Annotated in this window: 15 protein-coding genes and 2 pseudogenes; 13 read left to right on the top strand and 4 right to left on the bottom strand. The window is 72.1% G+C overall.

The window, feature by feature from the left end; genetic code table 11:
* Window positions 1–37: 37 nt before the first annotated feature.
* The gene (locus ACWGPF_RS15250) at window positions 38–2248 is read right to left on the bottom strand and encodes an NADP-dependent isocitrate dehydrogenase (RefSeq protein ID WP_452333599.1); all 2211 of its coding nucleotides are present in this window, start codon (window positions 2246–2248) and stop codon (window positions 38–40) included.
* A 91-nt stretch (window positions 2249–2339) separates the two neighbouring features.
* Window positions 2340–6317: an ATP-dependent RNA helicase HrpA gene (gene hrpA, locus ACWGPF_RS15245; RefSeq protein ID WP_452333598.1), complete on the bottom strand. Its 3978-nt coding sequence runs from the start codon at window positions 6315–6317 to the stop codon at window positions 2340–2342.
* Between the two features lie 60 nt (window positions 6318–6377).
* On the opposite strand from hrpA, the gene ACWGPF_RS15240 reads away from it, so the two are divergent.
* Window positions 6378–7274, top strand: coding sequence for a DUF817 domain-containing protein (locus ACWGPF_RS15240; RefSeq protein WP_452333597.1), 897 nt, complete (start codon window positions 6378–6380; stop codon window positions 7272–7274).
* Here ACWGPF_RS15240 and ACWGPF_RS15235 read toward each other — a convergent pair.
* Complete coding sequence (locus tag ACWGPF_RS15235; protein ID WP_452333596.1) at window positions 7240–7971, bottom strand: ribonuclease H family protein; 732 nt, start codon at window positions 7969–7971, stop codon at window positions 7240–7242. The genes ACWGPF_RS15240 and ACWGPF_RS15235 overlap by 35 nt on opposite strands.
* A gap of 89 nt (window positions 7972–8060) precedes the next feature.
* On the opposite strand from ACWGPF_RS15235, the gene ACWGPF_RS15230 reads away from it, so the two are divergent.
* From ACWGPF_RS15230 to ACWGPF_RS15180, 11 genes and pseudogenes are all read left to right on the top strand, one after another.
* Window positions 8061–10331, top strand: coding sequence for a glycoside hydrolase domain-containing protein (locus ACWGPF_RS15230; RefSeq protein ID WP_452333595.1), 2271 nt, complete (start codon window positions 8061–8063; stop codon window positions 10329–10331).
* 188 nt (window positions 10332–10519) lie between these two features.
* Window positions 10520–11794, top strand: a complete 1275-nt coding sequence (locus ACWGPF_RS15225; RefSeq protein WP_452333594.1) for a glycosyltransferase — start codon at window positions 10520–10522, stop codon at window positions 11792–11794.
* Window positions 11795–11847: 53 nt separating this feature from the next.
* Window positions 11848–12683 (top strand): annotated as a pseudogene (locus ACWGPF_RS15220) (aldo/keto reductase).
* An 82-nt stretch (window positions 12684–12765) separates the two neighbouring features.
* The gene (locus tag ACWGPF_RS15215) at window positions 12766–13854 is read left to right on the top strand and encodes a LacI family DNA-binding transcriptional regulator (protein WP_345436564.1); all 1089 of its coding nucleotides are present in this window, start codon (window positions 12766–12768) and stop codon (window positions 13852–13854) included.
* 147 nt (window positions 13855–14001) lie between these two features.
* Window positions 14002–15657 carry an ABC transporter substrate-binding protein gene (locus ACWGPF_RS15210; protein ID WP_452333593.1) on the top strand — a complete coding sequence of 552 codons (1656 nt, stop codon included), beginning with the start codon at window positions 14002–14004 and terminating at the stop codon, window positions 15655–15657.
* A complete protein-coding gene (locus ACWGPF_RS15205) occupies window positions 15654–16634 on the top strand; it encodes an ABC transporter permease (protein ID WP_345436558.1) in 981 nt (326 codons plus the stop codon). Before ACWGPF_RS15210 ends, ACWGPF_RS15205 begins: the two co-directional genes overlap by 4 nt.
* Window positions 16631–17545 (top strand): ABC transporter permease, encoded by a 915-nt coding sequence (locus tag ACWGPF_RS15200; RefSeq protein ID WP_345436556.1) that lies wholly within the window; start codon window positions 16631–16633, stop codon window positions 17543–17545. Before ACWGPF_RS15205 ends, ACWGPF_RS15200 begins: the two co-directional genes overlap by 4 nt.
* A gap of 2 nt (window positions 17546–17547) precedes the next feature.
* Complete coding sequence (locus ACWGPF_RS15195) at window positions 17548–19248, top strand: ABC transporter ATP-binding protein (RefSeq protein WP_452333600.1); 1701 nt, start codon at window positions 17548–17550, stop codon at window positions 19246–19248.
* A 41-nt stretch (window positions 19249–19289) separates the two neighbouring features.
* Window positions 19290–20465 (top strand): glycoside hydrolase family 1 protein, encoded by a 1176-nt coding sequence (locus ACWGPF_RS15190; RefSeq protein ID WP_452333592.1) that lies wholly within the window; start codon window positions 19290–19292, stop codon window positions 20463–20465.
* 158 nt (window positions 20466–20623) lie between these two features.
* Complete coding sequence (locus ACWGPF_RS15185) at window positions 20624–23275, top strand: family 78 glycoside hydrolase catalytic domain (protein ID WP_452333591.1); 2652 nt, start codon at window positions 20624–20626, stop codon at window positions 23273–23275.
* A gap of 22 nt (window positions 23276–23297) precedes the next feature.
* Window positions 23298–24596: an MFS transporter gene (locus tag ACWGPF_RS15180; protein ID WP_452333590.1), complete on the top strand. Its 1299-nt coding sequence runs from the start codon at window positions 23298–23300 to the stop codon at window positions 24594–24596.
* Window positions 24597–24650: 54 nt separating this feature from the next.
* Here ACWGPF_RS15180 and ACWGPF_RS15175 read toward each other — a convergent pair whose 3' ends face one another.
* Window positions 24651–26198: a dolichyl-phosphate-mannose--protein mannosyltransferase gene (locus ACWGPF_RS15175; protein ID WP_452333589.1), complete on the bottom strand. Its 1548-nt coding sequence runs from the start codon at window positions 26196–26198 to the stop codon at window positions 24651–24653.
* Window positions 26199–26302: 104 nt separating this feature from the next.
* Between ACWGPF_RS15175 and ACWGPF_RS15170 the strand changes: the two are divergent.
* Window positions 26303–26615: pseudogene (locus ACWGPF_RS15170) on the top strand (DUF4407 domain-containing protein); the annotation flags it as partial.

Below are 26615 nucleotides of genomic sequence, written 5' to 3'. Positions count from 1 at the left end.
CGCCCGGCCCTCGAAGGCCGGGCGTCTCGCCGAGCGGTCAGAGCGCGTCGATCGCGGCGTTGAGCGTCGCGGACGGGCGCATGACGGCGGCCGTCTTCGCGGCGTCGGGGCGGTAGTAGCCGCCGATGTCGGCGGGCTTCCCCTGCACGGCGACGAGCTCGTCGACGATCGTCTGCTCGGCGGACGTGAGCGTCTCGGCGAGCGGGGCGAACGCGGCGGCGAGCTCGGCGTCGGCGGTCTGCGCCGCGAGCTCCTTCGCCCAGTAGAGGGCGAGGTAGAAGTGCGACCCGCGGTTGTCGATCGTTCCGAGCTTGCGGCCGGGCGAGCGGTCCTCGTCGAGGAACGTGCCGGTGGCGGCGTCGAGCGTGTCGGCGAGGACCTGCGCCTTGCCGTTGCCGGTCGTCTGCGCGAGGTGCTCGAACGACGCCGCGAGGGCGAAGAACTCGCCGAGCGAGTCCCAGCGGAGGTAGTCCTCCTCGACGAGCTGCTGCACGTGCTTGGGCGCCGAGCCGCCCGCTCCCGTCTCGAACAGGCCGCCGCCGGCCATGAGCGGGACGATCGAGAGCATCTTGGCCGACGTGCCGACCTCGAGGATCGGGAACAGGTCGGTGTTGTAGTCGCGGAGCACGTTGCCCGTCACCGAGATGGTGTCGAGTCCCTGGCGGATGCGCTCGAGCGAGAACGTCGTCGCCTCGGCCGGGGCGAGGATGCGGATGTCGAGACCCTCGGTGTCGTGCTCGGGGAGGTAGGCCTCGACCTTGGCGATGAGGTTCGCGTCGTGCGCGCGCGAGGCGTCGAGCCAGAACACGGCCGGCGTGTTCGACAGCCGGGCACGCGTGACGGCGAGCTTCACCCAGTCGCGGATGGGCGCGTCCTTCGTCTGGCAGGCACGCCAGATGTCGCCCTGCTCGACCTCGTGCGAGAGGACGGCCTCGCCCGCCCCGTTCACCACGCGCACGGTTCCGGCCTCGGCGATCTCGAACGTCTTGTCGTGCGAGCCGTACTCCTCGGCCTTCTGCGCCATGAGGCCGACGTTGGGGACGGTGCCCATCGTCGTCGGGTCGAGCGCGCCGTTCGCCTTGCAGTCGTCGATGACGGCCTGGTAGACGCCGGCGTACGACGAGTCGGGGATGACGGCGAGCGTGTCCTTCTCGGCGCCGTCGGGGCCCCACATATGCCCGCCGATGCGGATCATGGCGGGCATCGAGGCGTCGACGATGACGTCGCTCGGGACGTGCAGGTTCGTGATGCCCTTGTCGCTGTTGACCATCGCGAGCTCGGGGCCCTCGGCGAGGGCGGCGTCGAAGGCCGCCTTGATCTCGGCGCCGTTCGGGAGCTTCTCGAGCCCCGCGAAGATCCCGCCGAGGCCGTCGTTCGCCGAGAGGCCCGCGGCCGCGAGGTCGGCGCCGTAGCGCGCGAAGACGGGCGCGAAGTACGCCTTGACGACGTGGCCGAAGATGATCGGGTCGGAGACCTTCATCATGGTGGCCTTGAGGTGGGCGGAGAACAGCACGCCCTCGGCCTTCGCGGTGCGGATGGCGTCGGCCAGGAAGGCGTCGAGCGCCTTCGCGCTGAGGAAGGTCGCGTCGACGACCTCGCCCGCGAGGACGGGGAGCTTCTCCTTGAGGACCGTCACCGTGCCATCCGTCGAGACGTGCTCGATGCGCAGGACGTCGTCGGACGGGGACACGAAGGACGTCTCGTTCGAGCGGAAGTCGTCGCGGCCCATCGTCGCGACCGACGTCTTCGAGTCGGCCGACCAGGCGCCCATGCGGTGCGGGTGCGCCTTCGCGTACGCCTTCACGGCTCCCGGCGCGCGCCGGTCGGAGTTGCCCTGGCGCAGGACGGGGTTGACGGCCGAGCCCTTGACCTTGTCGTAGCGGGCCGCGATGTCCTTCTCGTCCTCGGTCTTCGGGTCCTCGGGCAGGTCGGGCACGTCGTAGCCCTGCGCCTGGAGCTCGGCGATGGCGGCCTTCAGCTGCGGCACCGATGCCGAGATGTTGGGCAGCTTGATGATGTTCGCACTCGGCTCGTCAGCGAGCTCGCCGAGCTCGGAGAGCGCGTCGCCGAGGCGCTGCGACTCGGTGAGGCGCTCGGGGAACTGCGCGATGATGCGGCCCGCGAGCGAGATGTCGCGCGTCTCGAATTCCACGCCGGCCTTGGAGGCGAAGCCCGAGATGATCGGCAGCAGCGAGTACGTCGCGAGCAGCGGCGCCTCGTCGGTGTGGGTGTAGATGATCTTTGACATGGGTGAGGCGACTCCAGACGATGTGGCGCGATTCTGTCTCGACATCAAGATACCTGGTGGGCTCCGGCGAGGCGAAAGCGGGCGGCGTCCGTCAGCCCTGCAGCGCCTTCGCGATCCGCTGCAGCGACACCGCCTCGGCCGTGCCCAGCCGCTGCGCGAACAGGCTCACCCGCAGCTCCTCCAGGAGCCAGCGGGCGCGCACGAGCGCTGCCGGCGCATCCGCCGGCAGCGGGATGGTCCCGCCCGCCTCCGCGAACAGGGCGTGCGCGCGCTCGTACTCCGTCATCCACGCGCGGTCGCGGCCCGGATTGTCGGGCAGCGCCTCCAGCCGGACCCGCGCTCCCTCGAGATAGCGCGGCAGCTGCGCGAGCCGCTCCGTGCCGGTCGCCGACACGAACCCGCGGAACAGCAGACCGTCGAGCTGCCCGCGCACGTCGTTCAGCGCGCCGAGCAGGGCCATCGACGTCGCCCCCTTCATCGCCCGCTCGACGTCGCGCGAGAGGGTGAGGATGCGCGCGACCAGCGACACCGCCGCGAACACGTCGTCGACCGATCCGCGCGACACCTCGTCGCGCACCCGCTCGAACGCCGCCCGATCGCGCACCGCCCCGGCGCGCGCGAGCACCGCGTCGGCCACGGCCGCGCGGCAGTCCTCGATGAGCGCCTTCGCCGACGGATACGGCGATGCCGCGAGCGCGAGCTTCTCCTTCGCCGTGAGGTGCTCCTGCACGTACGACGAGGGCGACGCCACCTGCAGCAGCACGAGCCGGCGCAGCCCCGTGCGCGTGAGCCGTGCCGCGGCATCCGGTGTCGCCTCGAGGCGGATGGCCACGGTGGCGCCCTCGTCGACGAGAGCGGGGTATCCGCGCACGACGCCGCCGGCGACCTTCGTGTCGACGACCTCCGGAAGCGCCCCGATCGTCCAGTCCGTGAGGCCCGTGCGCTCGATCGACGCGGGGGCGGCGACCCCCGAGGCCTCCGCGACGGACGCGGCCCTGCGGCCGCCCTTCGCTCCGGCGGCGGGGACCCTGTCGATCTCGCGCGCGACGCTGTCCCTGGCGCGATCGGCGAGGCTCCTCTGCAGCTCGTCCAGGTCGCGCGCCGATCCCGCGGCGCGACCGCGGCCGTCCACCGCCCGGAACGACATGCGCAGGTGCGGGGGCACGCGCTCGAGGTCGAAGTCGGCGGGCGTCACCGGCTGGCTCGCGGCACGCTGCACGAGTCGCGCGAGCGCCTCCACGAGCGGGGTGTCGGGCAGCCCTCCGGCGTCTTCTGGCCCCCGTCCCTCGAGCTCCTCGGCGAAGCGCGCCGCCCAGTCGGCCGCCGGCACGACGTGGCGGCGGATGGCCTTGGGCAGCGCCTTGAGCAGCGCCGTGACGAGCTCGGCCCGGAACCCCGGCACCTGCCAGTCGAACCCGTCCGGTCGCAGCGATGCGAGCAGGGGCAGCGGCACGACCACCGTGACGCCGTCGTCCGGCGCACCCGGCTCGAAGCGGTACGCGAGGTTGAGGGTCTGGTCGCCCTGGGTCCAGCGGGTGGGGAAGTCGCGCGCGTCGGCGGTCGCCGCGCCGTCGACGAGGTCCTCCTCGCGCATCGTCAGCAGCTTCGGCGTGCGCTCGCGCGCCTGCCGCCACCACGCCTCGAACGATCGCACGTCGAACACGTCGGAGGGGATGCGGGCGGCGTAGAAGCCGTACACCGCCTCGTCGCCGGCGAGGATGTCGCGCCGCCGCTCGCGGTCCTCGAGCCGCTCCAGCCGCCGTCGCAGCTCGGCGTTCTGCCGCAGGAACGCCGTCGTGGCGGCGGGGAGCGCCGACGGGTCCCACTCGCCCTCGACGAGCGCGTGCTGCAGGAACAGCTCGCGCGCCGCCGTCGGGTCGACCCTCGCGAACAGGATGCGCCGGCGTGCGACGATCTCGACGCCGAACAGCGTGACCTTCTCGTAGGCGATCGCCGCGCCGGAGTCCTTCGACCAGTGCGGCTCCGACACCTGCCGCTTCGCGAGGTCGCCCGCGAGCGCCTCGGCCCAGGCCGGGTCGATCGCCGCGGCCGTCCGGGCGAACAGGCGCGAGGTCTCCACGAGCTCCGCCGCCATGACGGCCTGCGGACGCCGCTTGCGGAGCACCGAACCCGGGAACATCGAGAACCGTACGCCGCGCGCGCCGCGGTACTCGGCGCTCCGTGCGCGCGGGTCCTTCTTCGCCTCCCGCTCGTCGAGCACGCCGATCTGCGAGAGCAGACCCGCGAGGATGGCGCGGTGCACGTCGGCGGGGTCCGCCGCGCCTGTGCGCGCCTCGTCCTTCGGGCCGAGCCCGCGCGTGAGGCCCTGCAACTGGCGGTGCACGTCGAACCACTCCCGCACGCGGACGTAGTTGAGGAACTCGGCCCGGCACAGCCGCCGGAACGCGCTCGAGCCGAGCTCGCGCTGCTTCTCCTGCAGGTGGTCCCACAGCGCCAGCAGGGTGAGGAAGTCGCTCGTCGGGTCGGCGAAGCGGGCGTGCGCCTGGTCGGCCTGTTCGCGCTGGTCCTCCGGCCGCTCGCGCACGTCCTGGATCGAGAGGCCGGCGACGATCGCGAGCACCTCGCGGCGCGTGCCGTTGCGGCCGGCCTCCACGAGCATCCGGGCGAAGCGGGGGTCGATCGGCAGGCGCGCGATGTCGCGGCCGATGCGCGTGAGGCGCGGCTCCTGACCGGGGCGCGCGGGGTGGACGGCGCCGAGCTCGACGAGCAGGTCGAGCGCCGCGCGCACGCCGCGGGAGTCGGGCGGCGTGAGGAACGGGAACTCCGAGATGTCGCCGAACCCGAGCGAGAGCATCTGCAGGATGACCGATGCGAGGCTCGTGCGGAGGATCTCCGGCTCGGTGTAGTCGGGCCGCTTCGCGAAGTCGTCGTGCGCGTACAGGCGGATGGCGATGCCCGCGCTCGTGCGCCCCGCACGGCCCGAGCGCTGCTGCGCCGACGCCTGCGAGACGGCCTCGATGGGCAGGCGCTGGACCTTGGCGCGGTTGCTGTAGCGCGAGATGCGCGCCGTGCCCGTGTCGACGACGTACTTGATGCCGGGCACCGTGAGCGACGTCTCGGCGACGTTCGTGGCGAGGATGACGCGGCGCTTGACGCCCGCGACCGTCGATCGCTCGAAGACGCGGTGCTGCTCGGCGGCGCTCAGCCGGCCGTACAGGGGCAGCACCTCGGTGGGTGCGCTCTGGCTGCGGAACGCGCCGCGCACGGCGTCGGCGGCATCGCGGATCTCGGCTTCGCCCGGGAGGAAGACGAGCACGTCGCCCGGTGCCTCGCGCTCCAGTTCGCGCAGCGCCTGCACGATGGCGGAGACGTCGTCCTCGACGTCGTAGGGCCGCTCGTCCACGGGGACATCCGGCAGGAGATCCGGCGCACCGGCACCATCCGCTTCCCGGGTCTGCGCGGGAGCAGCCGCCGAGCCGCCCCGATTCTCCTGCGTCGTGTCCGCCAGCAGCGGGCGGTACCGCACCTCGACGGGGAAGGTGCGCCCCGACACCTCGATGATGGGGGCAGGGGTGCCGTCCGGCGCGGCGAAGTGGCGGGCGAACGACTCGGGGTCGATCGTCGCCGACGTGATGATCACCTTGAGGTCGGGGCGCTCCGGCAGGATGCGCGTGAGGTACCCGATGAGGAAGTCGACGTTGAGCGACCGCTCGTGCGCCTCGTCGACGATGATCGTGTCGTACCGGCGCAGCAGGCGGTCGCGGTGGATCTCGTTGAGGAGGATGCCGTCGGTCATGAGCGCGATGCGGGTCGCGTCCGAGACCTGGTCGGTGAAGCGCACCTTGTAGCCGACGATGCCGCCGAGCTCGACCTGCAGCTCCTCCGCGATGCGCTCCGCGATCGTGCGCGCCGCGAGGCGGCGCGGCTGCGTGTGGGCGATCGCCGTGCGCCCGAGCTCGAGGGCGATCTTCGGCAGCTGCGTCGTCTTGCCCGACCCGGTCGCGCCCGCCACGATGACGACCTGGTGGTCGCGGATGGCGGCGGCGATCTCGTCGCGCGCGGCGCTGACGGGGAGCTCTGCCGGGTAGGCGATGACGGGGGAGGACATAGCCTTCCAGTCTAGATGCGCGCTCGGTGCCCCCGCACGCGGCGGCCCTAGGATCGGCGCATGGCGCGCGCCCTCACCTCGCTTGAGCAGCGGATCGACGCGTGGGCCCGCCGCCGCCTCGACGCCCTCGAGCCGGATGGCCGGCGGCGCGTGCTCGTCGAGCTCGCCGTCTTCGTCGCGAAGCAGGCGTGGGCGTGCGTGTTCGGCGCGGCGATGCTCGCCGCGATCGTCGCGGCCCGCCTCTGGTACCCCGACGACGCGCCCGTCGCGCGCACCGACGCCCTCGTCGTCGCGGCGGTCGCCATCCAGGCGGCCATGCTCCTCGCGCGGCTGGAGTCGGGGCGGGAGCTGCGCGTGATCCTCCTCTTCCACGTCGTGGGCACCGTCATGGAGGTCTTCAAGACGGGCGTCGGCTCATGGGCGTACGAGGACGGCGGGGTCCTCCGCATCGCGGGCGTCCCGCTCTACACGGGGTTCATGTACGCGGCCGTCGGCTCGTACATGGTGCGCGTCTTCCGGCTCTTCGAGCTGCGGTTCCGGCGCTACCCGCCGGTGTGGGCGACGGCCGTCGTGGCTGCGGGCATCTACGCGAACTTCTTCGCGCACCATTACCTGCCCGACGCCCGCTGGGTGCTCCTCGCGCTCGTCGTCGTGCTCTACGCGCGCTGCACGATGCACTTCCGAAATCACGCGGCGCGCCCGTGGCGGCGGATGCCCGTGCTCGCCGCGTTCGCGGGGGTCGCGTTCTTCATCTGGATCGCCGAGAACATCGGCACCGCGGCGGGCGCGTGGATCTACCCCGATCAGGCAGACGGATGGCAGCCGGTCTCGCTCGCGAAGCTCGTGTCGTGGCTGCTGCTCATGATGATCTCGGTCGTGCTCGTCACGCTCGTGTACCGCCCGCGCGAGCCCGACGACGCCCTCACACCAGCCGGCGCAGCGCCTCGGCGGGGCTGACGTCCCACGCGGCGGCGCGCGCTTTGAGGCGCGCGTACTCCTCGGGCGAGAGCAGCACCTCGACGGGCACCATCTCGTCGTCGGCCTGCGGGAAGAGCGCGAGCTCGTCGTCGGATGCCCACAGCGCATCGTCGACGACGGGCGCCACGCTCGCGGCAGGCGCCGCCTCGGGCGCCACGCTCGCCGCCGGAGCGGAGTCCGGCGCGCCGGAGCGGGCGGGCGCCGTGCCGGGCAGCGGGGCGAACCCCGGCCCGCGCTGCGGATCGTCGCCGCGCTGGAACGCCTGCGCGGCGCCGTTCGCGCGCGCGTCGGCCGCCTCGTTGAGCGGATGGCCGGCGTGGCCCTTGACCCACGTGAACCGCACGTCGCGCCCCGCCATCGCCTCGTCGATCGCCTGCATGATGTCGACGTTCATCACGGGCTTGCCGTCGGCCTTGCGCCACCCCTTGCGCTTCCAGCCGGGCATCCACTTCGTGACGGAGTCGATCACGTAGCGGCTGTCGCACGCGATCTCGAGCGCCTCGTCGGTGGGGGCGGTCGCGCGCAGCAGCTCGAGCACGGCCTGCAGCTCGCCCTGGTTGTTCGTGCCGTGGCGCGCCCCTCCCGCCGCCCAGCGGGTCTCGTCGATGTACCAGGCCCATCCCATGGGGCCCGGGTTGCCCAGGGCGGAGCCGTCTGCCGCGGCGGTGATCCTCATCCCGCCAGCGTACGGGGAGGCGCCGACGCGACACGTGCGCGCGCCGTCGCGTAACCGCCGCGACTCACGGCGGGAGTAGCGTCGGGCGGGTGAAGCTCGCAGACGTCGATCCCTTCATCGGGACGCAGCCCACCCAGCTCCCCGCGCCGCACGGCATCGCCTCGACGTGGTGGTGGCCGAAGCCGCAGATCGGCAACACGCATCCCGGTGCGACCTTCCCGCTCGGCATGGTGTCGGCGTGCGCGTACTCGGGGGCCTACCCGACGGGCTACGGGGAGTACGACCTCTCGACGGAGGGCGTGCCGCCGCGCATGCGCGACCGTCCCGTCGCGAGCGGGATCACCCACTTCCAGCAGTCGGGCACCGGCGCCATCCGCAAGTACTACAACTACGTGCGGGTGACGCCCATGCTCGGGTCGCTCGACGCGCTCGGCGAGCGGTGGGACATCTCCGACGAGGTCGCCTCTCCCGGGTACTACGCGTGCACGCTCGCGAACGGCATCCGCTGCGAGGTGACGGTCGGCCAGAAGAGCGCCGTCCACCGCTACACGTTCCCGAAGCACCGCGACGCGCGCCTCGTCGTCGACCTCTCGCTCGGCGGCCTCGACATCCCGTACGGCGCCACCATCCCGCTGCGCGCCCACCTCGAGTCGACGGGCCCCGGCGAGGCGGAGGGCGAGATCGTCGTGGAGGGCACGCCCCTCGCCCTGCACATGGAGACCGACGCGACGAGCTGGCGCCAGCTGCTCTGGTATGACCGCCGCCTCATGCCCGGCGGCAAACGCCTCGACTTCGACGCCATCCGCCCCACGACGCTCCGCTCGTTCGGCCTGATGTGGGCGGGGCCCACGACCGAGGGCCAGACGATCGAGCTGAAGATCGGGTTCTCCCTCCGCGGCGTCGACCGGGCGGCCCGCAACCTCAAGGCCGACTGCCCCGGCGGGGGCTGGTTCGACGACCGCCGCAGGGCGACCGAGCTCGTGTGGACGGAGCACCTCGGCCAGGTCCGATTGAAGGACCTGCCGGACGATCCGCGCGAGAAGGACGGCGCCGCCCGCCGCGCCGCATCGGCCGAACGGCGCACGGTGTTCGGCACGGCGCTCTACCACTCGCTCATCAAGCCGTCGCTCGCCATGAACGAGAGCCCCTTCTGGCCCTCCAAGGGCCCGTTCGTCTACGACCTCTGCACCATGTGGGACATCTACCGCACGCAGCTCCCGCTGCTCACGCTGCTGCGCCCCGATCGCGCCGTCGAGCTGGGCAACGCGCTCGTGACGATCTGCGAGGAGGAGGGCAACTTCCCCATCGGGTACCGGATGGCCAAGGGCTCCGACCGCTTCTCCCGGCAGGCGAGCGCGCTCGCGCACACCTTCCTCGCCGACCTCTGCCAGGCCGGCTTCGAGGGGATCGACTGGGAGTGGGCGCTCGTGCACATGCTCTCCGACCTGCGCCGCACCTACGGCGAGGACTTCCTCACCCACGGCCGCGCCGACCCCATCACGCACACGCTCGACATCGCGTTCGGCTACTGGTGCACGGCGCAGGTCGCCGCCGTCGTCGGAGACAGCCGGGTGCGCGAGGAGTGCCTGGCGCTCGCGGGCCGGTGGCGGAACGCCTTCGACCTCGACACCGGGCTGCTGCGCGACTCGACGTTCTACGAGGGCACCAAGCACAACTACTCCTACCGCCTCACGCACGACATGGCGGGGCGCATCGCCCTCGCGGGCGGCGACGACGCGTTCACGGGCATGCTCGACCGCTTCTTCGGGTTCGGAGCGGCACCCGTCACCCAGCCGGGCGTGCGCCCGGGCGACGTGGAGATGGAGGGCGGCTACGCGCTGGGCCGCTTCGAAGGGCTCAACAACGAGCCCGACATGGAGGCGCCGTGGGCGTACACGTACGCCGGACGACCCGACCGCACCACCGAGATCGTCCACGCCGGCCTCCATCAGATGTTCGGCACGGGGCCGGGCGGACTCCCCGGCAACGACGACTCCGGCGGGCTGTCGTCATGGACCGTCTGGGCGTCGCTCGGGATGTTCCCGGTCGCCGGGCAGGACATCGTCCTCCTCAACGCCCCGGCATGGCCCGACGCCCGCATCGCGCTCGCGGGGGAGAAGGAGCTCCGCGTCATCGCGAACGGCTTCCGCCCGGTGGGGCGCGACACCGCGCCGCAGTACGTGCAGGGAGTGCGGTGGAACGGCGCGGCGCGAGAGGCCGCCTGGCTGTCCGGCGCCGCGCTGCGCGAGGGCGGCGTGCTCGAGGTCGACCTCGGCCCCGATCCGTCGGGCTGGGCGACCTCGCAGCGGCCTCCGTCGCACCCGCACGAGCCGGCGCCGAGCTCGCGCTCGCTCCGCTGAGCGCCCGACGCCGCCCTCGCACCGGGCGCCGCCGCACCGGGCGCCGCCGTGCCGCGAGCCGTCCCGGGTGCGCCGCGCCCGGCGTGATGCGAGGGCCACGGTGTCGACACATGCATCGCGTATGATCGCGCGCACCGCCGTCGGGGCCCCGACCCGACGGCCATCCCGCCCCCGAACAGGAGCCGCCCATGACCCGTCGCCTCGTCATCGTCGTCCGCGCCGATCCCGTCATCTGCGGCCACTCCGGCGAGGCGCGAAATCTCGCCGAGGCGGCGCTGACCCGCGGCTTCGACGAGGTGCGCATCGTGACGTGGCCCATCGAGCGGCTGCAGGCGGCAGGGCTCCCGCTCAAGCCGCTCGAGTCGGTGCTGCCGTACAGCGACGGCATCGTCGTGGAGCGCCCCGAGCCCGTGGGCGACTACAAGGTCGTCGACGGCCGGTACATCGGGGGACTCGTCGGCCGTCTGGTCGAGCTCTTCACCGACGGCACCCCCACGGTCGCGATGTCGCTCTACCTCAGCCCCCACACGACGGCGGTCACGGACGCGGTCGAGGTCGCCCGCCGGACCGGGCTCCCCGTCGACGTCGTCACGGTCGCCGAGGCCGTGGGGTCCGACGTGACGAACGTCGTGCGGCAGTGCGTCGAGCAGGGCCGCTTCGGGGCCGCGGCGCACGTGCTCGAGGGGTACCTCGCGAGCGATGTGTGCGTCGCCGTGTCGCAGTACACGAAGGACCTCATCGTGCAGGAGGCGCGCGTGCTCGACGCGCGCCACGGCACGACCTACGGCGACCGCTGCGCCGAGCGCATCGCGATCTCCTTCCCCGCCATCGACGCCTCGCTCTTCCTCGGCCTCGACGACGACGCCGTCGACCGCCACCTCGCGGCTCGCGGCCTCGCGCGCGACGGCTACGTCTTCTATCTCTCCCGTCTCGCACGGGCGAAGGGCGTGGACGACCTCATCGCGGGCTTCGCGGCCTCGTCGGCGCCGGCGACGAAGGCGCTCGTGATCGCCGGTCGCGGGCCGGAGGAGCAGGAGCTGCGCGACCTCGCCGCCGCGTCGCCCGTGGCCGACCGCATCGTGTTCCTCACCGACGTCGACGACGCCGAGAAGCCGTTCCTGTTCGCGGGCGCCGCGGCCTACGTGCTCCCCACCAAGCCGCGACCGGAGTTCGTCGAGACCTTCGGCATCGCGCTCGCCGAGAAGGCCCTCTCGGGCGGCGGGCCGGCGATCACGACCGTCACGGGCGGGGTGGGCGAGGCGGTCGGCGACACGGCGCTCATCGTCGACGTCGATGCGCCCGACCAGATCGCCGCGGCCATCGACCGCGCGATCGGGATGGACGCGGTCGAGCGCGCCGAGTGGGAGGAGCGCGCCCGCGACCACGCCCTGCAGTTCGATCGCGCGAACGTGTTCGACGCCCTCTTCGCCCGCGTCGACGCCGTTCAGGCGGCGCGCGTCTGACGACTTCGCGTCGAACCGGTCCGAGAGCGGTCGTGCCTCAATAGGGTGGAGGCATGACCGTTCCCACCGTCACGCTCAACTCCGGATACGACATCCCCCAGCTCGGCTTCGGGGTCTTCCTCGTGCCGCCCGCCGAGGCCGAGAAGGCCGTCGCCGAGGCGCTCGAGGTCGGCTACCGGCACATCGACACCGCGGCCATCTACCGCAACGAGGAGGGCGTCGGCGCCGCGATCGCGAAGAGCGGCATCGCGCGCGACGAGCTCTTCATCACGACCAAGCTCTGGAACGACCGGCAGCCGGGCGAGCAGCCGCACGACGCCATCCGGGAGAGCCTCGACAAGCTCGGGCTCGACCACGTCGATCTGTACCTCACGCACTGGCCGACCCCCGAGAAGGACACCTACTCGAACGCGTGGGCGAAGCTCGTCGAGATCCGCGATGCGGGTCTCGCGCGCTCGATCGGCGTCTCGAACCACCTGCCGGAGCACCTCGACCGGATCGTCGCCGACACGGGCGTCGTGCCCGCGGTCGACCAGATCGAGCTGCATCCCGCCTACCAGCAGCGAGACGTGCTCGCCTGGGCAGAGGCCCACGGCACCCGCATCGAGTCGTGGGGCCCGCTCGGCCAGGGCAAGTACCCCCTCTTCGAGACCCCGCCGTCGCCGACGCCGCGGCCGCGCACGGCGTGACACCCGCGCAGGCCGTCATCCGCTGGCACCTGCAGAAGGGGTTCGTCGTCTTCCCGAAGTCCACGCGCAAGGAGCGGATGGCCGAGAACTTCGACGTGTTCGGCTTCGCGCTCACCGACGCCGAGGTGGCGGCCATCGACGCCCTCGATCCCCTCGACGGCTCGGGCCGCGTGGGAGCCCACCCGCTCGAGTTCAACTGACCCGACCGGCACGCCCCCGGGATCGCGCCGATCCCGGGGGCTACCCTTGTTCGCGCCCGTCGACGACCGCAGGAGGTGCACCGTGACGAAGGCGCCCACCGTCTACGACGTCGCCGAGCGCGCCGGCGTGTCGATCGCGACCGTGTCGCGCGTGCTGCGCACTCCCGACGCCGTGCGCCCCGCGACCCGCGACCGCGTGCTCGACGCCGTGACCGATCTCGGATACGTGCCGAGCGGCAGCGCGCGCGGGCTCGCCGAGCGCCGCACGGGCGTGCTGGGGCTGTACTTCCCCGGCTTCGACGCCGTGGAGGGCATCCCGCCGCTCGACGTCCTCGCCGACGGCCAGGCGGGTCCGTACACGGTCGTGCGCGAGGACGGGCCGCGCGACGACGGCCGCGCCTCGATGCTGTTCCAGGACGAGGTGCTGCGCGGGGCCGAGCTGGAGGCGTGGCGGCGGGGCTTCGTGCTCATGGTGGGCGTCGGGCGCGGCGATCCCGCGACCGCGACCGTGCGCGACATGGCGGGTCGCGTCGACGGGCTCGTCGTGCTCGCGGGGAGCGTCGCCGATCCCATGCTCGAGCGGCTCGCCGAGCGCGTTCCGGTCGTCGTGCTCGCCGGGCCCCGGCATGGCGACCGCCACGACCACGTCACGGTGAGCAACACCGAGGGGATGGCCGCGCTCACGCGCCACGTGCTCGCACGCACGGGAGGCCGCGCCCCTGTGTATCTCGCCGGCCCCGACGACTCGCCCGACGGCGCGCAGCGCTGGGAGGGCTTCTGCGCGGCGCTCGCCGACGCGGGATGCCCGCTCGACGATGTCGTCGTGCGCCACGGCGACTTCACGCGGTCGTCGGGGCGCCGGGTGGGGGAGCGGCTCATCGCCGAGGGACTCCCCGCCGCGCTCATGTCGTCGAACGACCAGATGGCCCTCGGCGTGCTCGACGCGCTGCACGCGGCGGGCGTCGACGTCCCGGGGGATCTCGTCGTGACGGGCTTCGACGGCATCGACGCGGGGGCGCTGTCCACGCCGTCGCTGACGACCGTCCGCCAGCCCATGCGCGAGCTCGGCCGGGCGGCCATCCAGGTGCTGGCGCGGCGTCTCGATGCTCCCGGTGCCGCGCCGATGTCGGTGCGGCTGCCGGTCGAGGTCGTGCTGCGCGGCAGCGCCTGACCGCCGAACGGGAACGCGCGCCCGCCGGTCAAGCCCTTGCATTCCGCGAATGTATGCGCTTACACTCGTGCAGCGGCGATATCGCCGCGGGCCCCTCGCACGAGCGGACCCCTTATGACAGAGACGACATGAGGTCACACCGTGTCAATGACGCACACACTCCGGCGCTGGCGCAGAGCCGCCGTCGTCGGGCTCGCCGCCGCGGCGCTCGCGGTGAGCGGGTGCAGCATCCAGATCACGTCGCAGCCCGATCCCTCGATCGGCGACAACACGATGCTCATCAACGCCGACCACGGCAACCCGCTCTTCACGCGCACGTTCAACCCCTACCTGACGAACACGCGCACGGCGTCGCGGTGGATCTACGAGCCGCTCGTGCTCGTGAACCCGCTCGACGGCTCGCTCACCCCGTGGCTCGCCGCCTCGTGGGAGCAGCCCGACGCCGAGACCATCACGATGACCCTCCGCGACGACGTCGTCTGGAGCGACGGCGAGCCGTTCACCGCCGACGACGTCGCGTTCACGTTCGCGATGCTCCAGGCCACGCCCGCCAACGACATCTACGGCGCCTGGCAGCACCTCGCGAGCGTCGAGGCAGACGGCGACACGGTGACATTCCGCCTCCAGGGCGAAGACGCCCCCGCGCTCTCGATCATCGGCAAGACCTTCATGGTCCCCGAGCACATCTGGGCCGAGGTCGACGACCCCGGCACCTGGCGCAACGAGGACCCGGTCGGCACGGGGCCGTTCGTGCTCGGCAACTACAACGACCAGCAGTACTCGATGGACAAGAACCCGTCGTACTGGCAGGCCGACTCGATCGAGATCGAGCACATCATCCTCCCCGCCACGAACACGCAGCTCGACACCGTGACGCGCGGGTACGACTGGGCGTACTCCTTCATCTCCGACGTGGAGGGCACGTGGGGTGCCGCGAGCGACAGCAACGAGTGGTGGTTCCCGCCCGTGGGCATCATCTCGCTCGTCCCCAACCTGGAGCAGGCGCCCTTCGACGACGTCGACGTGCGCCGCGGCATCGCGCTCGCGCTCGACCGCGACGAGATCGCCGAGACGGCGTCTGAGGGGTACATGGAGCCGGCGGGCCAGACCGGGCTCATCCTCCCCAACCAGGAGGAGTACCTCGACCCCTCCATCCCCGACCAGGGCGTCCTCGCGCAGGACCGCGACGCCGCGCTCGCGGCGTTCGCGGAGGCCGGGTACGCGCTCGAGGGCGACCGGCTGGTCGACGAGTCGGGGGAGCAGCTCTCCTTCTCGCTGACGACGGCCAACGGGTACTCCGACTGGACGCGGGCGGCGCAGGCCGTGCAGCGCCAGCTCGCCGAGGTCGGCGTGGCGGTGTCGCTCGAGCTCCCGCAGCCCGCCGGGTACCAGAGCGCGATCGCGAACGGCGACTTCGAGATGGCGATCGGCGGCATGGGCAACGGCGAGGTCTACCAGTCGTTCAACAGCCTGCTCTCGAGCGACTTCTACGTGCCCAGCGGCGAGACCACGGCGAACAACTTCGAGCGCTTCCGCTCCGACGAGGCCGATGCGCTCCTCACGGAGTACCGCTCGACGGTCGATCCGGAGCGTCAGACCGAGATCATCCGCGAGCTGCAGAACATCGTCTACGACGAGCTCCCCGTCATCGGCCTCTACTACGGCGGCAGCTGGGGGCTCTTCAGCGACGCCAAGTTCACCGGATGGCCCTCTGCCGACGACCCCTACATGATCCCCCAGAACTACGACTCCGCTCCGCTGGCGATCTTCCCGCGGCTCGAGCGGGTGGAGGAGGAGAAGTGACGTACCTGCTCCAGAAGCTCGGCCTGTTCGTCCTCACCCTGTGGGCGGCGATCACCCTGAACTTCTTCCTCCCGCGGCTCATGCCGGGTTCGCCCGCCGACGCCGCCATCGCGAAGCTGTCGCAGAACGGCCCCGTGTCGGAGGCGACCCGCGCGGCCATCGAGGCCCAGCTGGGTGTGCCGACGGGGTCGCTGTGGGATCAGTACGTGGCCTACCTGGGACAGGTCGCGACCCTCGACTTCGGCGTCTCGTACACGTTCTATCCGCAGACCGTGTCGAGCATGGTGTCGGCCGCGCTGCCGTACACGATCGGCCTCGTCGGCATCGTCACGATCCTCGCCTTCGTCGTCGGCACGCTCATCGGCGTGCTCGCCGCATGGAAGCGGGGGACGTGGCTCGACTCGCTGCCGACCCTGTCCGGATCGTTCCTCAGCACCTTCCCCTACTTCTGGACCGCGCTGCTGCTCCTCTTCTTCCTCGGGTACGTGCTGCACTGGTTCCCGACGACGGGCGCCTATGCGGCCACGACGACGCCGGGCCTCACCTGGGAGTTCGTCTCGGATCTCGTCCGGCATGCGGCGCTGCCGGCGCTCACGATCCTCCTCACGTCGCTCGGCGGCTGGATCATCGGGATGCGCAACTCGATGATCAACACGCTGGGCGACGACTACGTCACCTTCGCCGAGGCGAACGGGCTCCGAGGGCGCACCATCGCCATCCGGTACGCCGCGCGCAACGCGATCCTGCCGAACCTCACGGGCTTCGGCCTCACGCTCGGCGGCGTCGTGGGCGGATCGATCCTCGTCGAGCAGGTGTTCGGATACCCCGGCATCGGCTACCTGCTCTTCAACGCCGTGATCGGGCAGGACTACCCGCTCATGCAGGCGCTCTTCCTGATGATCACCGTGAGCGTGCTCATCGCCAACTTCCTCGTCGACATCCTGTACGGCGTGCTGGACCCAAGGACCCGCCGATGACCTCCACCATGAACGTCAAGACGCCCCCGAGCCCCATCGCCGTGCCGAGCCGCTGGCGCTCGCTCGGCCGCATGGTCGCGACGCTGTGGGGCAACGGCAAGGCGCGGATCGGGCTGTGCATCCTCGGGGTGTTCGTGCTCGCCGCCGTCTTCGCGCCCGTGCTCGCCCCGTACGGCCCGAAGGACAACGGGTTCGAGCGCAACGCCGACGCCTCGTGGGAGCACTGGCTCGGCACGACGGCCGCGGGCGAGGACGTCCTCAGCCAGCTCCTCTACGGCGCGCAGATCAGCCTCGTCGTCGGGTTCGCCGCGGGCATCCTCTCGACGATCGTCGCCGTGCTCATCGGCCTCAGCTGGGGCTACCTGCGCGGCTTCGCCTCGGAGGCCGTCGGGTTCGTCGTCAACCTCTTCCTCGTGATCCCCGGCCTCCCGCTCATGATCGTCATCGCGGCGTACCTGCAGAACGGCGGCATGCTCATGATCATCGCCGTCATCGTCGTGACGGGATGGGCGTGGGGTGCGCGCGTGCTGCGCAGCCAGACCCAGTCGCTGCGCGGCCGCGACTTCGTCGCCTCGGCGCAGTTCTCCGGCGACGGGCCGGCGCGCATCGTGTTCCGGGAGATCCTTCCCAACATGACGTCGATCATCGCCGGGACGCTGTTCGGCGCCGCGACGGCGGCCATCCTCGCGGAGGCCGGCCTGGAGTTCCTGGGGCTCGGCGACTCGTCGATCGTCAGCTGGGGGACGATGCTCTACTGGGCGCAGAACTCCAACTCCCTCCTCACCGGCCAGTGGCTGCTCCTGTTCGCGCCCGGCCTCTGCATCGCCCTCCTCGCCCTGAGCCTCACGCTCATCAACTTCGGCGTCGACGGCATCTCGAATCCGCGTCTGCGGGAAGGAAAGGGACGATGAGCATGGACGATCGCGAGATCCTGCTGGATGTCCAGGGGCTGTCGGTCGAGTACGCGTCGCCGGGCGCGACCCCCGTCACGGCGGTCGACGACGTGTCGTTCACCCTGCGTCGCGGCGAGTTCGTCGGGCTCGTCGGCGAGTCGGGCTCGGGCAAGTCGACGCTCGGCTTCGCGCTCACGCGCCTGCAGAAGCCGCCGGCGCGCATCAGCGCGGGCCGCATCCTCTTCGGAGGCCGCGACATCCGGGAGCTCGGCGCGGAGGAGCTGCGCCGACAGCGCCAGGGCGGTTTCGCGATGGTGCTGCAGTCGGGCATGAACGCCCTGAACCCCGTGCGCACGGTGCGGAACCACTTCCTCGACGTCTTCGCGGCGCACGAGCACGTCGCGGGGGCCGCCCGCGAGGCGCGCGCCCGCGAGCTCGTCGAGAAGGTGGGGCTGAAGCCCGAGGTGCTCGACCGTTACCCCGGCGAGCTGTCGGGCGGCATGCGCCAGCGCGCCTCCATCGCGATCGCGCTGTCGCTCGAGCCGCAGCTCATGGTGTTCGACGAGCCGACGACGGCCCTCGACGTCCTCGTGCAGCACGCCGTGATGGACACCATCCAGGCACTGCAGCGGACGGAGGACTTCACGGCGATCCTCATCAGCCACGACCTCGGCATCGTCCTGGAGGCGACCGACCGCGTCATGGTCATGCACGAGGGGCGCATCGTCGAGGACGCGCCGAGCCGCGACATCCTCGAGCGGCCGCAGGACGCGTACACGCGCATGCTGCTGAGCCACTACGCCGACCCGCGTGCCGAGCGCATCGTGATCCCCGGCTTCGTCGACGCCGGCTCCCGGCGGGCGGAGGGCGCGGCCCGTGCCGATCTCACCGAGACCGTGCCGACCGTCGCGAAGCGCGACGCCCGCCGTGCCGACGCCGCCATCGTCGTCGAGGGCGCGTCGAAGACGTACCCCGCGCCGCGTCGCGGCCAGGAGCCCGTGACGGCCGTCGACGACGTGTCGTTCCGCCTCGAACCGGGGGAGTCGCTCGCGCTCGTGGGCGCATCGGGATCGGGCAAGTCGACGCTCGCGAAGCTCATCACGGGCGTCGAGAAGCCGACGTCCGGCACCATCCGGTTCGGCGACGTCGATGTGCCGTCGCTGCGCAGGCGGGGGCTCCGCGATCTCCGCAAGGACGTGCAGATGGTGTTCCAGGATCCGTATGCGGCGCTCAACCCGCTGCACACGGTGGAGTACACGCTGACCCGGCCCGTCGTGAACTACACGGGGCTGCGCGGCCGGGACGCCCGCGCGCGCGTGCTCGAGCTTCTCGACACCGTGGGCCTGTCGCCCGTCGAGCAGTTCGCGTCGAAGCTCCCGCACCAGCTCTCCGGCGGCCAGCGCCAGCGCGTCGTCATCGCCAGGGCGCTCGCGAGCGACCCGCAGGTGCTCATCGCCGACGAACCCGTGTCGATGCTCGACGTCTCGCTGCGCGCGGGCGTGCTCGCCCTGCTCGAGGACCTCCGCGAGCGGTGGGGCATCAGCATGCTCTACATCACGCACGATCTGCTCAGCGCCCGGCTCGTCACCGAGAACATCCTCGTGCTCAATCGCGGGCGCGTCGTCGAGCGCGGCGAGACCGCCCACGTGCTGCAGCACCCTGAAGACCCGTACACGGTCGGCCTCCTGGACGCCGTGCCGAACCCCGCCCGCGCGCGCTGAGCGCGGGCGGCCATCCGAAACGACCAGCGAGAGGAGCATCCGTGCTCTCATTCCCCGAAGGCTTTCTCTGGGGCGCCGCCACGGCGGCGCACCAGGTGGAGGGGAACAACATCGGCAGCAACTGGTGGGTCATGGAGCACGCTCCGGGATCCGCCATGGTGGAGCCCTCGGGCGACGCCGCCGATCACTACCACCGCTATCCCGAGGACATGCGCCTCCTCGCGGAGGCCGGCCTGAACTCCTACCGGTTCTCCATCGAGTGGGCGCGCATCGAGCCCGAGCGCGGTTTCGTCTCGCGCGCCGCCCTCGACCACTACCGGCGCATGATCGACACCGCCCGAGAGACGGGGCTCGACCCGACCGTCACGCTCATGCACTTCACGGTGCCGCGATGGTTCCAGGATGACGGCTTCTGGCGGGCGCCCGACGCCGTGGACCTGTTCGCCCGCTACACCGAGACGGTGCTGCCGCTGCTCGATGGCGTGCGGTACGTGTGCACGATCAACGAGCCGAACATCGCGGCGATGCTCGCGGGCGGAGAGGACGCGGCGAACCTCGTCGCGTACGGCCTGCCGAACCCCGATCTCGCGGTGGCCGACACGCTGCTCGCCTCGCACCGTCGCGCGAGCGAGATCCTGCACTCCGTTCCCGGCGTGCAGGCGGGATGGACGATCGCGACGCAGGCGTTCCACTCGACGGGCGAGCCCGGCGCCGATGAGAAGCTCGTCGAGTACGGCCATCCGCGCGACTTCTGGTACCTCGAGCAGTCGGCGGGCGACGACTTCGTCGGCGTGCAGGCGTACACGCGCACGTTCATCGGCCCGGAGGGCCCGCGGCCCGTGGCCGACGGCGTCGAGACGACGCTCACGGGGTGGGAGTTCTTCCCCGAGGCGCTCGAGCTCGGAGTGCGGTCGGCGTGGGAGCTCTCGGGAGGGACGCCCGTGCTCGTCACGGAGAACGGGATCGCGACGTCCGACGACACCCGGCGCATCGCGTACACGCGCGGCGCGTTGGAGGGCCTGCACAGGGCGATCTCCGACGGGATCGACGTGCGCGCGTACCAGCACTGGAGCGCGCTCGACAACTACGAGTGGGCGAGCGGCTACCGGCCGACGTTCGGGCTCATCGCGTTCGACCGCGAGACGTTCGCGCGCACCCCGAAGCCGAGCCTCGCGTGGCTCGGCGAGGTCGCGCGCCGGGGCGGCCTCGACGGCTGAGCGGATATCGGGGCGAAGGCGGGGGCTGCGGCTCCCGCCTTCGCCGCCTCTGTGGTTAAATCGTTTCATACAAAACCCGAGCGATCGCTAGGAATTGATCGCGCGGGCTCGGCGCCGCTGCTGCTGCGGGCCGCGAGACGCACCGCAGGAGGACGACGATGTCGCAGACCACCCCCGCCCGAGTGGCCGAGCTCCGCGCAGGCGGACGCGGCGCACCGCGCTACGCGGGCGATGCCCGCCCCGCGCTGACGTGGCGCGTCGAGACGGAGGCGCCGGGCTGGCGGCAGGCATCCGCCGTGCTCGAGCTGCGGCGCGGCGACGTCGTCGAGCGGCACGAGGTCGCGGGCGGCGAGAGCGCGTCGGTCGTCTGGCCCTGGGCGCCGCTGACGGCCTACGAGACGGCGCACGTGCGCGTCGCGCCGACCGGGGTCGACGGTGAGCGCGTGCCCGCGAGCGAGTGGGTCGCCGTGGAGGCCGGGCCCCTCGTCCCCGCCGACTGGACCGCGGCGTTCATCGCGGCCGCCGACGACGACTCGTCCGACGCCGCGCCCCCCGCCACCGTGCGCGACGGCGCGACCTCCGACGAGGTGCGCGAGAGCCTGCGGGCGGACGGCCCCGCGCGCCGCGTGAGCCGCTTCCGTCGCGACCTCGCGATCACCCGTCCCGTCGCCCGCGCGCTGCTGTCGTACACGGCGCACGGCGTGGTCGAGCTGCGCATCGACGACGAGGTCGTCTCCGACGAGCTCCTCGCACCGGGGTGGACGGCGTACCGCGATCGCCTCCTCTTCTCCACGGTCGACGTCACGGACCGGCTCGGCGAGGGAGCGCACGCCATCGGCGCGTGGGTCGGGCCGGGGTGGTACGGCGAGTACTTCGGATTCGACGGCGACTTCCTCCGGACCTGGCACGGACCGCGCGCGCTCTCCGCGCAGCTGCGCATCGAGTACGCCGACGGGTCGGTGGAGACCCTCGTCACCGACGGCACCTGGCAGGCGACCACGGCCGGCCCCGTCCGCTTCGCGAGCATCTACCAGGGGGAGCGGTACGACGCCCGCCTCGCCGACACGGGCCTCGCACCGGCCGGTGCGCTGCCGGATGCGGCCCCCGCGATCGTCGTCGAGGCCGACCCCGCGCGGCTCCGGCCGGCGGCGCTCCCTCCCGTGCGCGTGACGGAGACCCTCCCCGTCGCGCAGGTCGTGCGCAGCGCCTCCGGGGAGGCCATCCTCGACTTCGGTCAGAACCTCGTCGGCCGTCTCCGCATCCGGGTCAGGGGCGAGGAGGGCGCCGTGGTCGCGCTCCGTCACGCCGAGGTGCTCGAGCAGGACGAGCTCGGCGTCCGTCCCCTGAGGTTCGCGGAGGCGGCGGACGAGTACGTCGTCGCGGGCGCCGGCGAGGAGGAGTGGACGCCCCGCTTCACGTTCCACGGATTCCGGTACGCGCAGATCACGGGTGTCGCCGAGGGCGACGTCGAGGTCGTCGCCGAGGTCCTGCACACCGACCTCGTCCGGACCGGCTGGCTGTCGACCGACGTGCCCGACATCGACCGGCTGCACGAGAACGTCGTCTGGGGCACGCGCGGCAACGTCGTGTCGCTGCCCACCGACTGCCCTCAGCGCGACGAGCGGCTCGGCTGGACGGGCGACATCCAGGTGTTCGCGCCGACCGCCGGCTACCTCTTCGACACGCAGGCGTTCCTGTCGTCGTGGATGGAGGACGTCGCCGCCGACCAGGCGCGCATCGGCGGGATCGGCCCGCTGTACTCGCCGCTCATCGACCAGAACCTCTTCCCGCCGTCGCCCATGGCCGCGTGGAGCGATGTCACGACGGTGGTGCCGAGCGTGCTGCACCGGCAGTTCGCCGACCTCGCCGTGCTCGAGCGCCAGTACCCGAGCATGCGCGCGTGGGTCGACGTCGTGCGCGGCGAGTGCGTGGACGGGCTGTGGGAGAAGGGCATGCAGCTCGCCGACTGGCTCGACCCGACGGCTCCGCCGGACCGCCCCTTCGAGGCGAAGACCGACCCGTACCTCGTCGCGACCGCCTACGCCCACCTGTCGGCGCGTCTCGTCTCCGAGGCCGCCGCCCTCCTCGGCCGCGACGACGACGCCGCCGTCTACGGCGACTTCGCCGACGAGGTGCGCGCCGCCTTCCAGCGCGCGTACGTGACGCCGGCCGGCCGCATGATGTCGGACGCGCAGACCGCGTACGCCGTGGCGATCGTGTTCGGCCTCCTGCCCGACGAGCTCGTTCCCGCGGCGGGCGCCCGGCTGGCCGCGATCGTGGAGCGAGGCGGGCATCGCATCGGCACCGGCTTCGTCGGCACGCCGATCGTGAGCGACGCGCTCACGATCTCGGGTCACCGCGCCACGGCGCAGCGCATGCTGCAGACGCGGGAGCTGCCGAGCTGGCTCTACCCCGTGTCGATGGGCGCCACGACCATCTGGGAGCGCTGGGACTCGATGCTGCCGGACGGCTCGATCAACCCCGGCGAGATGACGTCGTTCAACCACTACGCACTCGGCGCCGTCGCCGACTGGCTGCACCGCGACGTCGGAGGCATCGCGCCGCTCGCGCCCGGCTACCGCCGCGTGCTGGTGCGTCCGCGCGCGGGGCTCGTGTCGAGGGCGGACGCGCGCTTCGACTCGGTCTACGGCGAGATCCGCGTGTCCTGGCAGGCTGCCGGACCCGACGCGACGGAGCACAGCCCGCTGGAGGCCTTCGTCGTCGTCCCGCCCAACGTCGTCGCCGTCGTCGATCTGCCGGGACGCGACCCGGTCGAGGTCGGCTCCGGCACCCACCGCTTCACCCGATAACCCGTTCGAAGGAGAACTCCCCGTGAGCTCACCCCGCTCCACCGCCCGCCACGCCTGGTGGGTCGCCTTCCTCGCCGGCATGGTCTCGTACCTCGACGCCGGCGCCATCGTCTCGACCGGCACGGCCCTCGTGCTCTACGGCCAGGCGTTCGGCTTCGGCATCGAGACGATCGCCCCGCTCTCCTCGCTGCTGACCTTCTCGATCGCCGCGGGAGCCGTCGTCGGAGGCGTCGTCGGCGACCGCATCGGCCGCAAGCGCACCTTCCTCGCGACGCTGTCGCTGTTCATCGTCGGTGCGGCGATCCTCGCCTTCTCGCCCGGCATCGCCTGGCTCTACCTGGGCATCGTGCTCCTCGGGTTCGCCGCGGGGGCCGACCTCCCCGTCTCGCTCGCGATGGTCGCGGAGGCGGCGACGGACGACAACCGCGGCAAGCTGATCTCGTTCTCCCACTTCCTCTGGATGGCCGGTGTCATCGCCGTCTTCCTGTTCGGCACCGTCATCGGGGGACTCGGCGAGCTGGGTGCGCGCATCCTGTACGGGCACCTCGTCGTCGTCGGCCTCGTCGTCCTGGTGCTGCGCATGCGCCTGCCGGAGTCGCAGGCGTGGAAGACGACCACGACGCTCGTCGCCGTCGAGGGCGCTCCGCGCGCACGGGAGCTCCTGAAGCCGCGCTACCTCGCGGCGCTCGTCGCGACGGCGCTGTTCTACTCGCTCGTCAACATCGCCGCGAACATCAACGGCCAGTTCGGCAGCTACCTGTACGTCGAGGTCGCGGGGGTCTCCGTCTCGACGTCGTCGGCCATCAGCCTCGGGATCGTCCTCGTGAGCATGGCGGCCGTGTTCTTCATGATGCGCGTCGTCGACGGCCCTCGGCGCATGGTCTGGTTCGCCGTCATGGCGGCCGTGAGCCTCGTGGCGTTCCTCCTCCCGGCCACGCTCGGCGTGACGGTCGTCACGCTCATGGTGTTCGGGGTGCTGTACTCGATCGCGGGCGCCGTCGCCGGCGAGCCCATGTACAAGGTGTGGTCGCAGGAGCTCTTCCCGACGTCGCACCGTGCGACCGCGCAGGGCATCACGATCGCGTTCACGCGCGTCGTGGCGGGCGTCGTGGGACTCTGGATCCCCTCGCTCATCGCCTTCGGCGCCTCGGCGATCTTCTTCCTCATGGCCGCGACGAGCCTCGTCGCCTTCCTCATCGGCATCCTCTGGATCGCCCGCATGCCGAAGGCGACGGACGACGACCCCGCGCTCCGCCCCGCCTACGACGGCTTCGATCCGTTCGTCGACACCGACACCGACACGGCAGCCACGCAGCGCTGAGCGCACGACACGAGACCCCCGGAGCGGATGCTCCGGGGGTCTCGTGCATGCGGCTCAGACCCAGCTCGCCATCCAGTTGTGGAGCTGCCACAGCGGATACGGCTCCATGATCCCGACCGCGAGCGGGAGGTAGAACGCCGCGCTCGCGAGCGCGACGGCGAGGAACACGGCGATCGCGATGCGCCAGGCGCGCTGCGTGCGGGCGGCGTGCCGCTCGGCGAAGGCGACTTCGACGGGGGTGGGGTCGGCGAGGAGCTGCGGGTCGCGGGCACGGGCGAGATGCTGCAGGGCCATCGCGAGCGCGAGCACGACGAACGGCAGCATGACGACCGTGTAGAACTGGAACACCGTGCGCTCGGGGTACAGCAGCCAGGGCGCGTACGTCACGGCGAGGCCGGCCAGCGGCAGCCCGTAGCGTGCGCGCCGCGTGCGGATGAGCAGCCAGACGAGGTACAGAGCGGCCGCGCAGCCCGCGTACCACACGACGGGGTTCGGGATGCTCGAGATGACGCCGATGCAGTCGTCCGACCATGCGCATGTCGTCGTCCCGGCCTCGGGCCGCGAGAGCCACATGGCCGTCGGGCGCAGGAGGAGCGGCCACTGCCACGCGGGGCTCGCGTACGGATGGCCCGAGCTCAGCCCCACGTGGAAGCCGTAGACGGCCTGGTGGTAGGTCCACAGCGCGACGAGCGGGCTCGGGTCGCTGGACCGGTCGTACCCGCCGGTCGTGAGGAGCCAGCCCGACCACGACAGCAGGTACACCACGAGCGCCACGGGCACGAGCAGGAGGAAGGTGGCGGGGCCCTGTCGCAGGATGGCCGAGAAGTACCACTCCCGCACTCCCGCCCGCCTCCGCCAGAGCGCGTCGACGACGACGAGCCCGATGCCCACTCCCGCGAGCACGTACAGTCCCGACCACTTCACGGCGCTCGCCGCGCCGAACGCGGCGCCCGCGGCGAGCAGCCACGGCCGCGTCCACACGACGGGCCCCCACGCCGACGTCTGATCGCCCAGCACGCGGTCCCGTGTGTCGTGCCAGTCGAGGATGACGAACCAGAACCCCAGCAGCACGAAGAGCGCGAGGATCCCGTCCAGCAGCGCGACGCGCGACATCGAGATCGCGAGGGAGTCGACGGCGAGCAGCAGCCCGGCGACGCCGGCCGTCGCGATCGAGCCCGTGAGACGCCGCGCGACGGCGTACAGCAGCGGCACGAGCAGCGTTCCGACGACCGCGGTTCCGATCCGCCAGCCCCACCCGGAGTCGGCGCCGAAGAGCAGCATCCCCAGCGCGATGATCCACTTGCCGAGCGGGGGGTGCACGACGAACGACGCCTCGGTCGTGTAGACGTCGGCGTCTCCCGCGACGAAGCTCGCGTTGGCGTCGTCCGGCCACTGCGACTCGTACCCGAGGCTCAGGAGCGTCCACGCGTCCTTGACGTAGTACGTCTCGTCGAAGACGAGCTCGTGCGGATGGCCCAGCCCGACGATGCGCAGGAGTCCGGCGAGCACCGTGAGTGCGAGGGGCACGAGCCAGGGGGATCGACGCCGGAGCGCCATGAGGAGCCTGTCTCGGGCCGGGAGCTCGGGCAGCGCGTGCGTCACACGCCCAGCGTAGTGCGCGCCGTGGCGTGCTCCCGGTGGCGCCTCGCGGCCGACTCCTCGTCCGCTGACACGCCTCGTCCAGCCCGATCTCCTACCGTGAGGGGATGGCCTATTCCGCGCATCGCCCTGGGCGCTTCGACTCGCAGGGGCGGATCATCCTCCGCGACGACGACCCCGAGGCGTCGGACGTCGGCGGAGACGAGCCCCGCTACCACGAGCGGCGCTACACGCCGGCGGGTGCGGACGACACGGAGACCGAGCCGATCGCGACCGAGCCCCTCGCGACCGAGCCCTTCGCGACCGAGCCCCTCGCGACCGAGCCGGACGGGGCCGCGCCGACCGCGCCGGAGCCGATGGGCGCCGGGCCGGCCGTCTCGGAGCAGCCAGAGGCCGCGCGTGCTCGACCGGCGAGGGGGC

This window comes from Microbacterium sp. NPDC055683 (assembly GCF_053617895.1).
This window is presented reverse-complemented; position numbering and strand designations above follow the sequence as displayed.

Excerpts from the sequence above, each read along its gene's own strand:
- ACWGPF_RS15240 (WP_452333597.1), top strand. The coding sequence starts at position 6,378 with ATGGCGCGCGCCCTCACCTCGCTTGAGCAGCGGATCGACGCGTGGGCC.
- ACWGPF_RS15225 (WP_452333594.1), top strand. The coding sequence starts at position 10,520 with ATGACCCGTCGCCTCGTCATCGTCGTCCGCGCCGATCCCGTCATCTGC.
- ACWGPF_RS15195 (WP_452333600.1), top strand. The coding sequence starts at position 17,548 with ATGGACGATCGCGAGATCCTGCTGGATGTCCAGGGGCTGTCGGTCGAG.
- ACWGPF_RS15250 (WP_452333599.1), bottom strand. The coding sequence starts at position 2,248 with ATGTCAAAGATCATCTACACCCACACCGACGAGGCGCCGCTGCTCGCG.
- ACWGPF_RS15200 (WP_345436556.1), top strand. The coding sequence starts at position 16,631 with ATGACCTCCACCATGAACGTCAAGACGCCCCCGAGCCCCATCGCCGTG.
- hrpA (WP_452333598.1), bottom strand. The coding sequence starts at position 6,317 with ATGTCCTCCCCCGTCATCGCCTACCCGGCAGAGCTCCCCGTCAGCGCC.
- ACWGPF_RS15210 (WP_452333593.1), top strand. The coding sequence starts at position 14,002 with ATGACGCACACACTCCGGCGCTGGCGCAGAGCCGCCGTCGTCGGGCTC.
- ACWGPF_RS15235 (WP_452333596.1), bottom strand. The coding sequence starts at position 7,971 with ATGAGGATCACCGCCGCGGCAGACGGCTCCGCCCTGGGCAACCCGGGC.
- ACWGPF_RS15185 (WP_452333591.1), top strand. The coding sequence starts at position 20,624 with ATGTCGCAGACCACCCCCGCCCGAGTGGCCGAGCTCCGCGCAGGCGGA.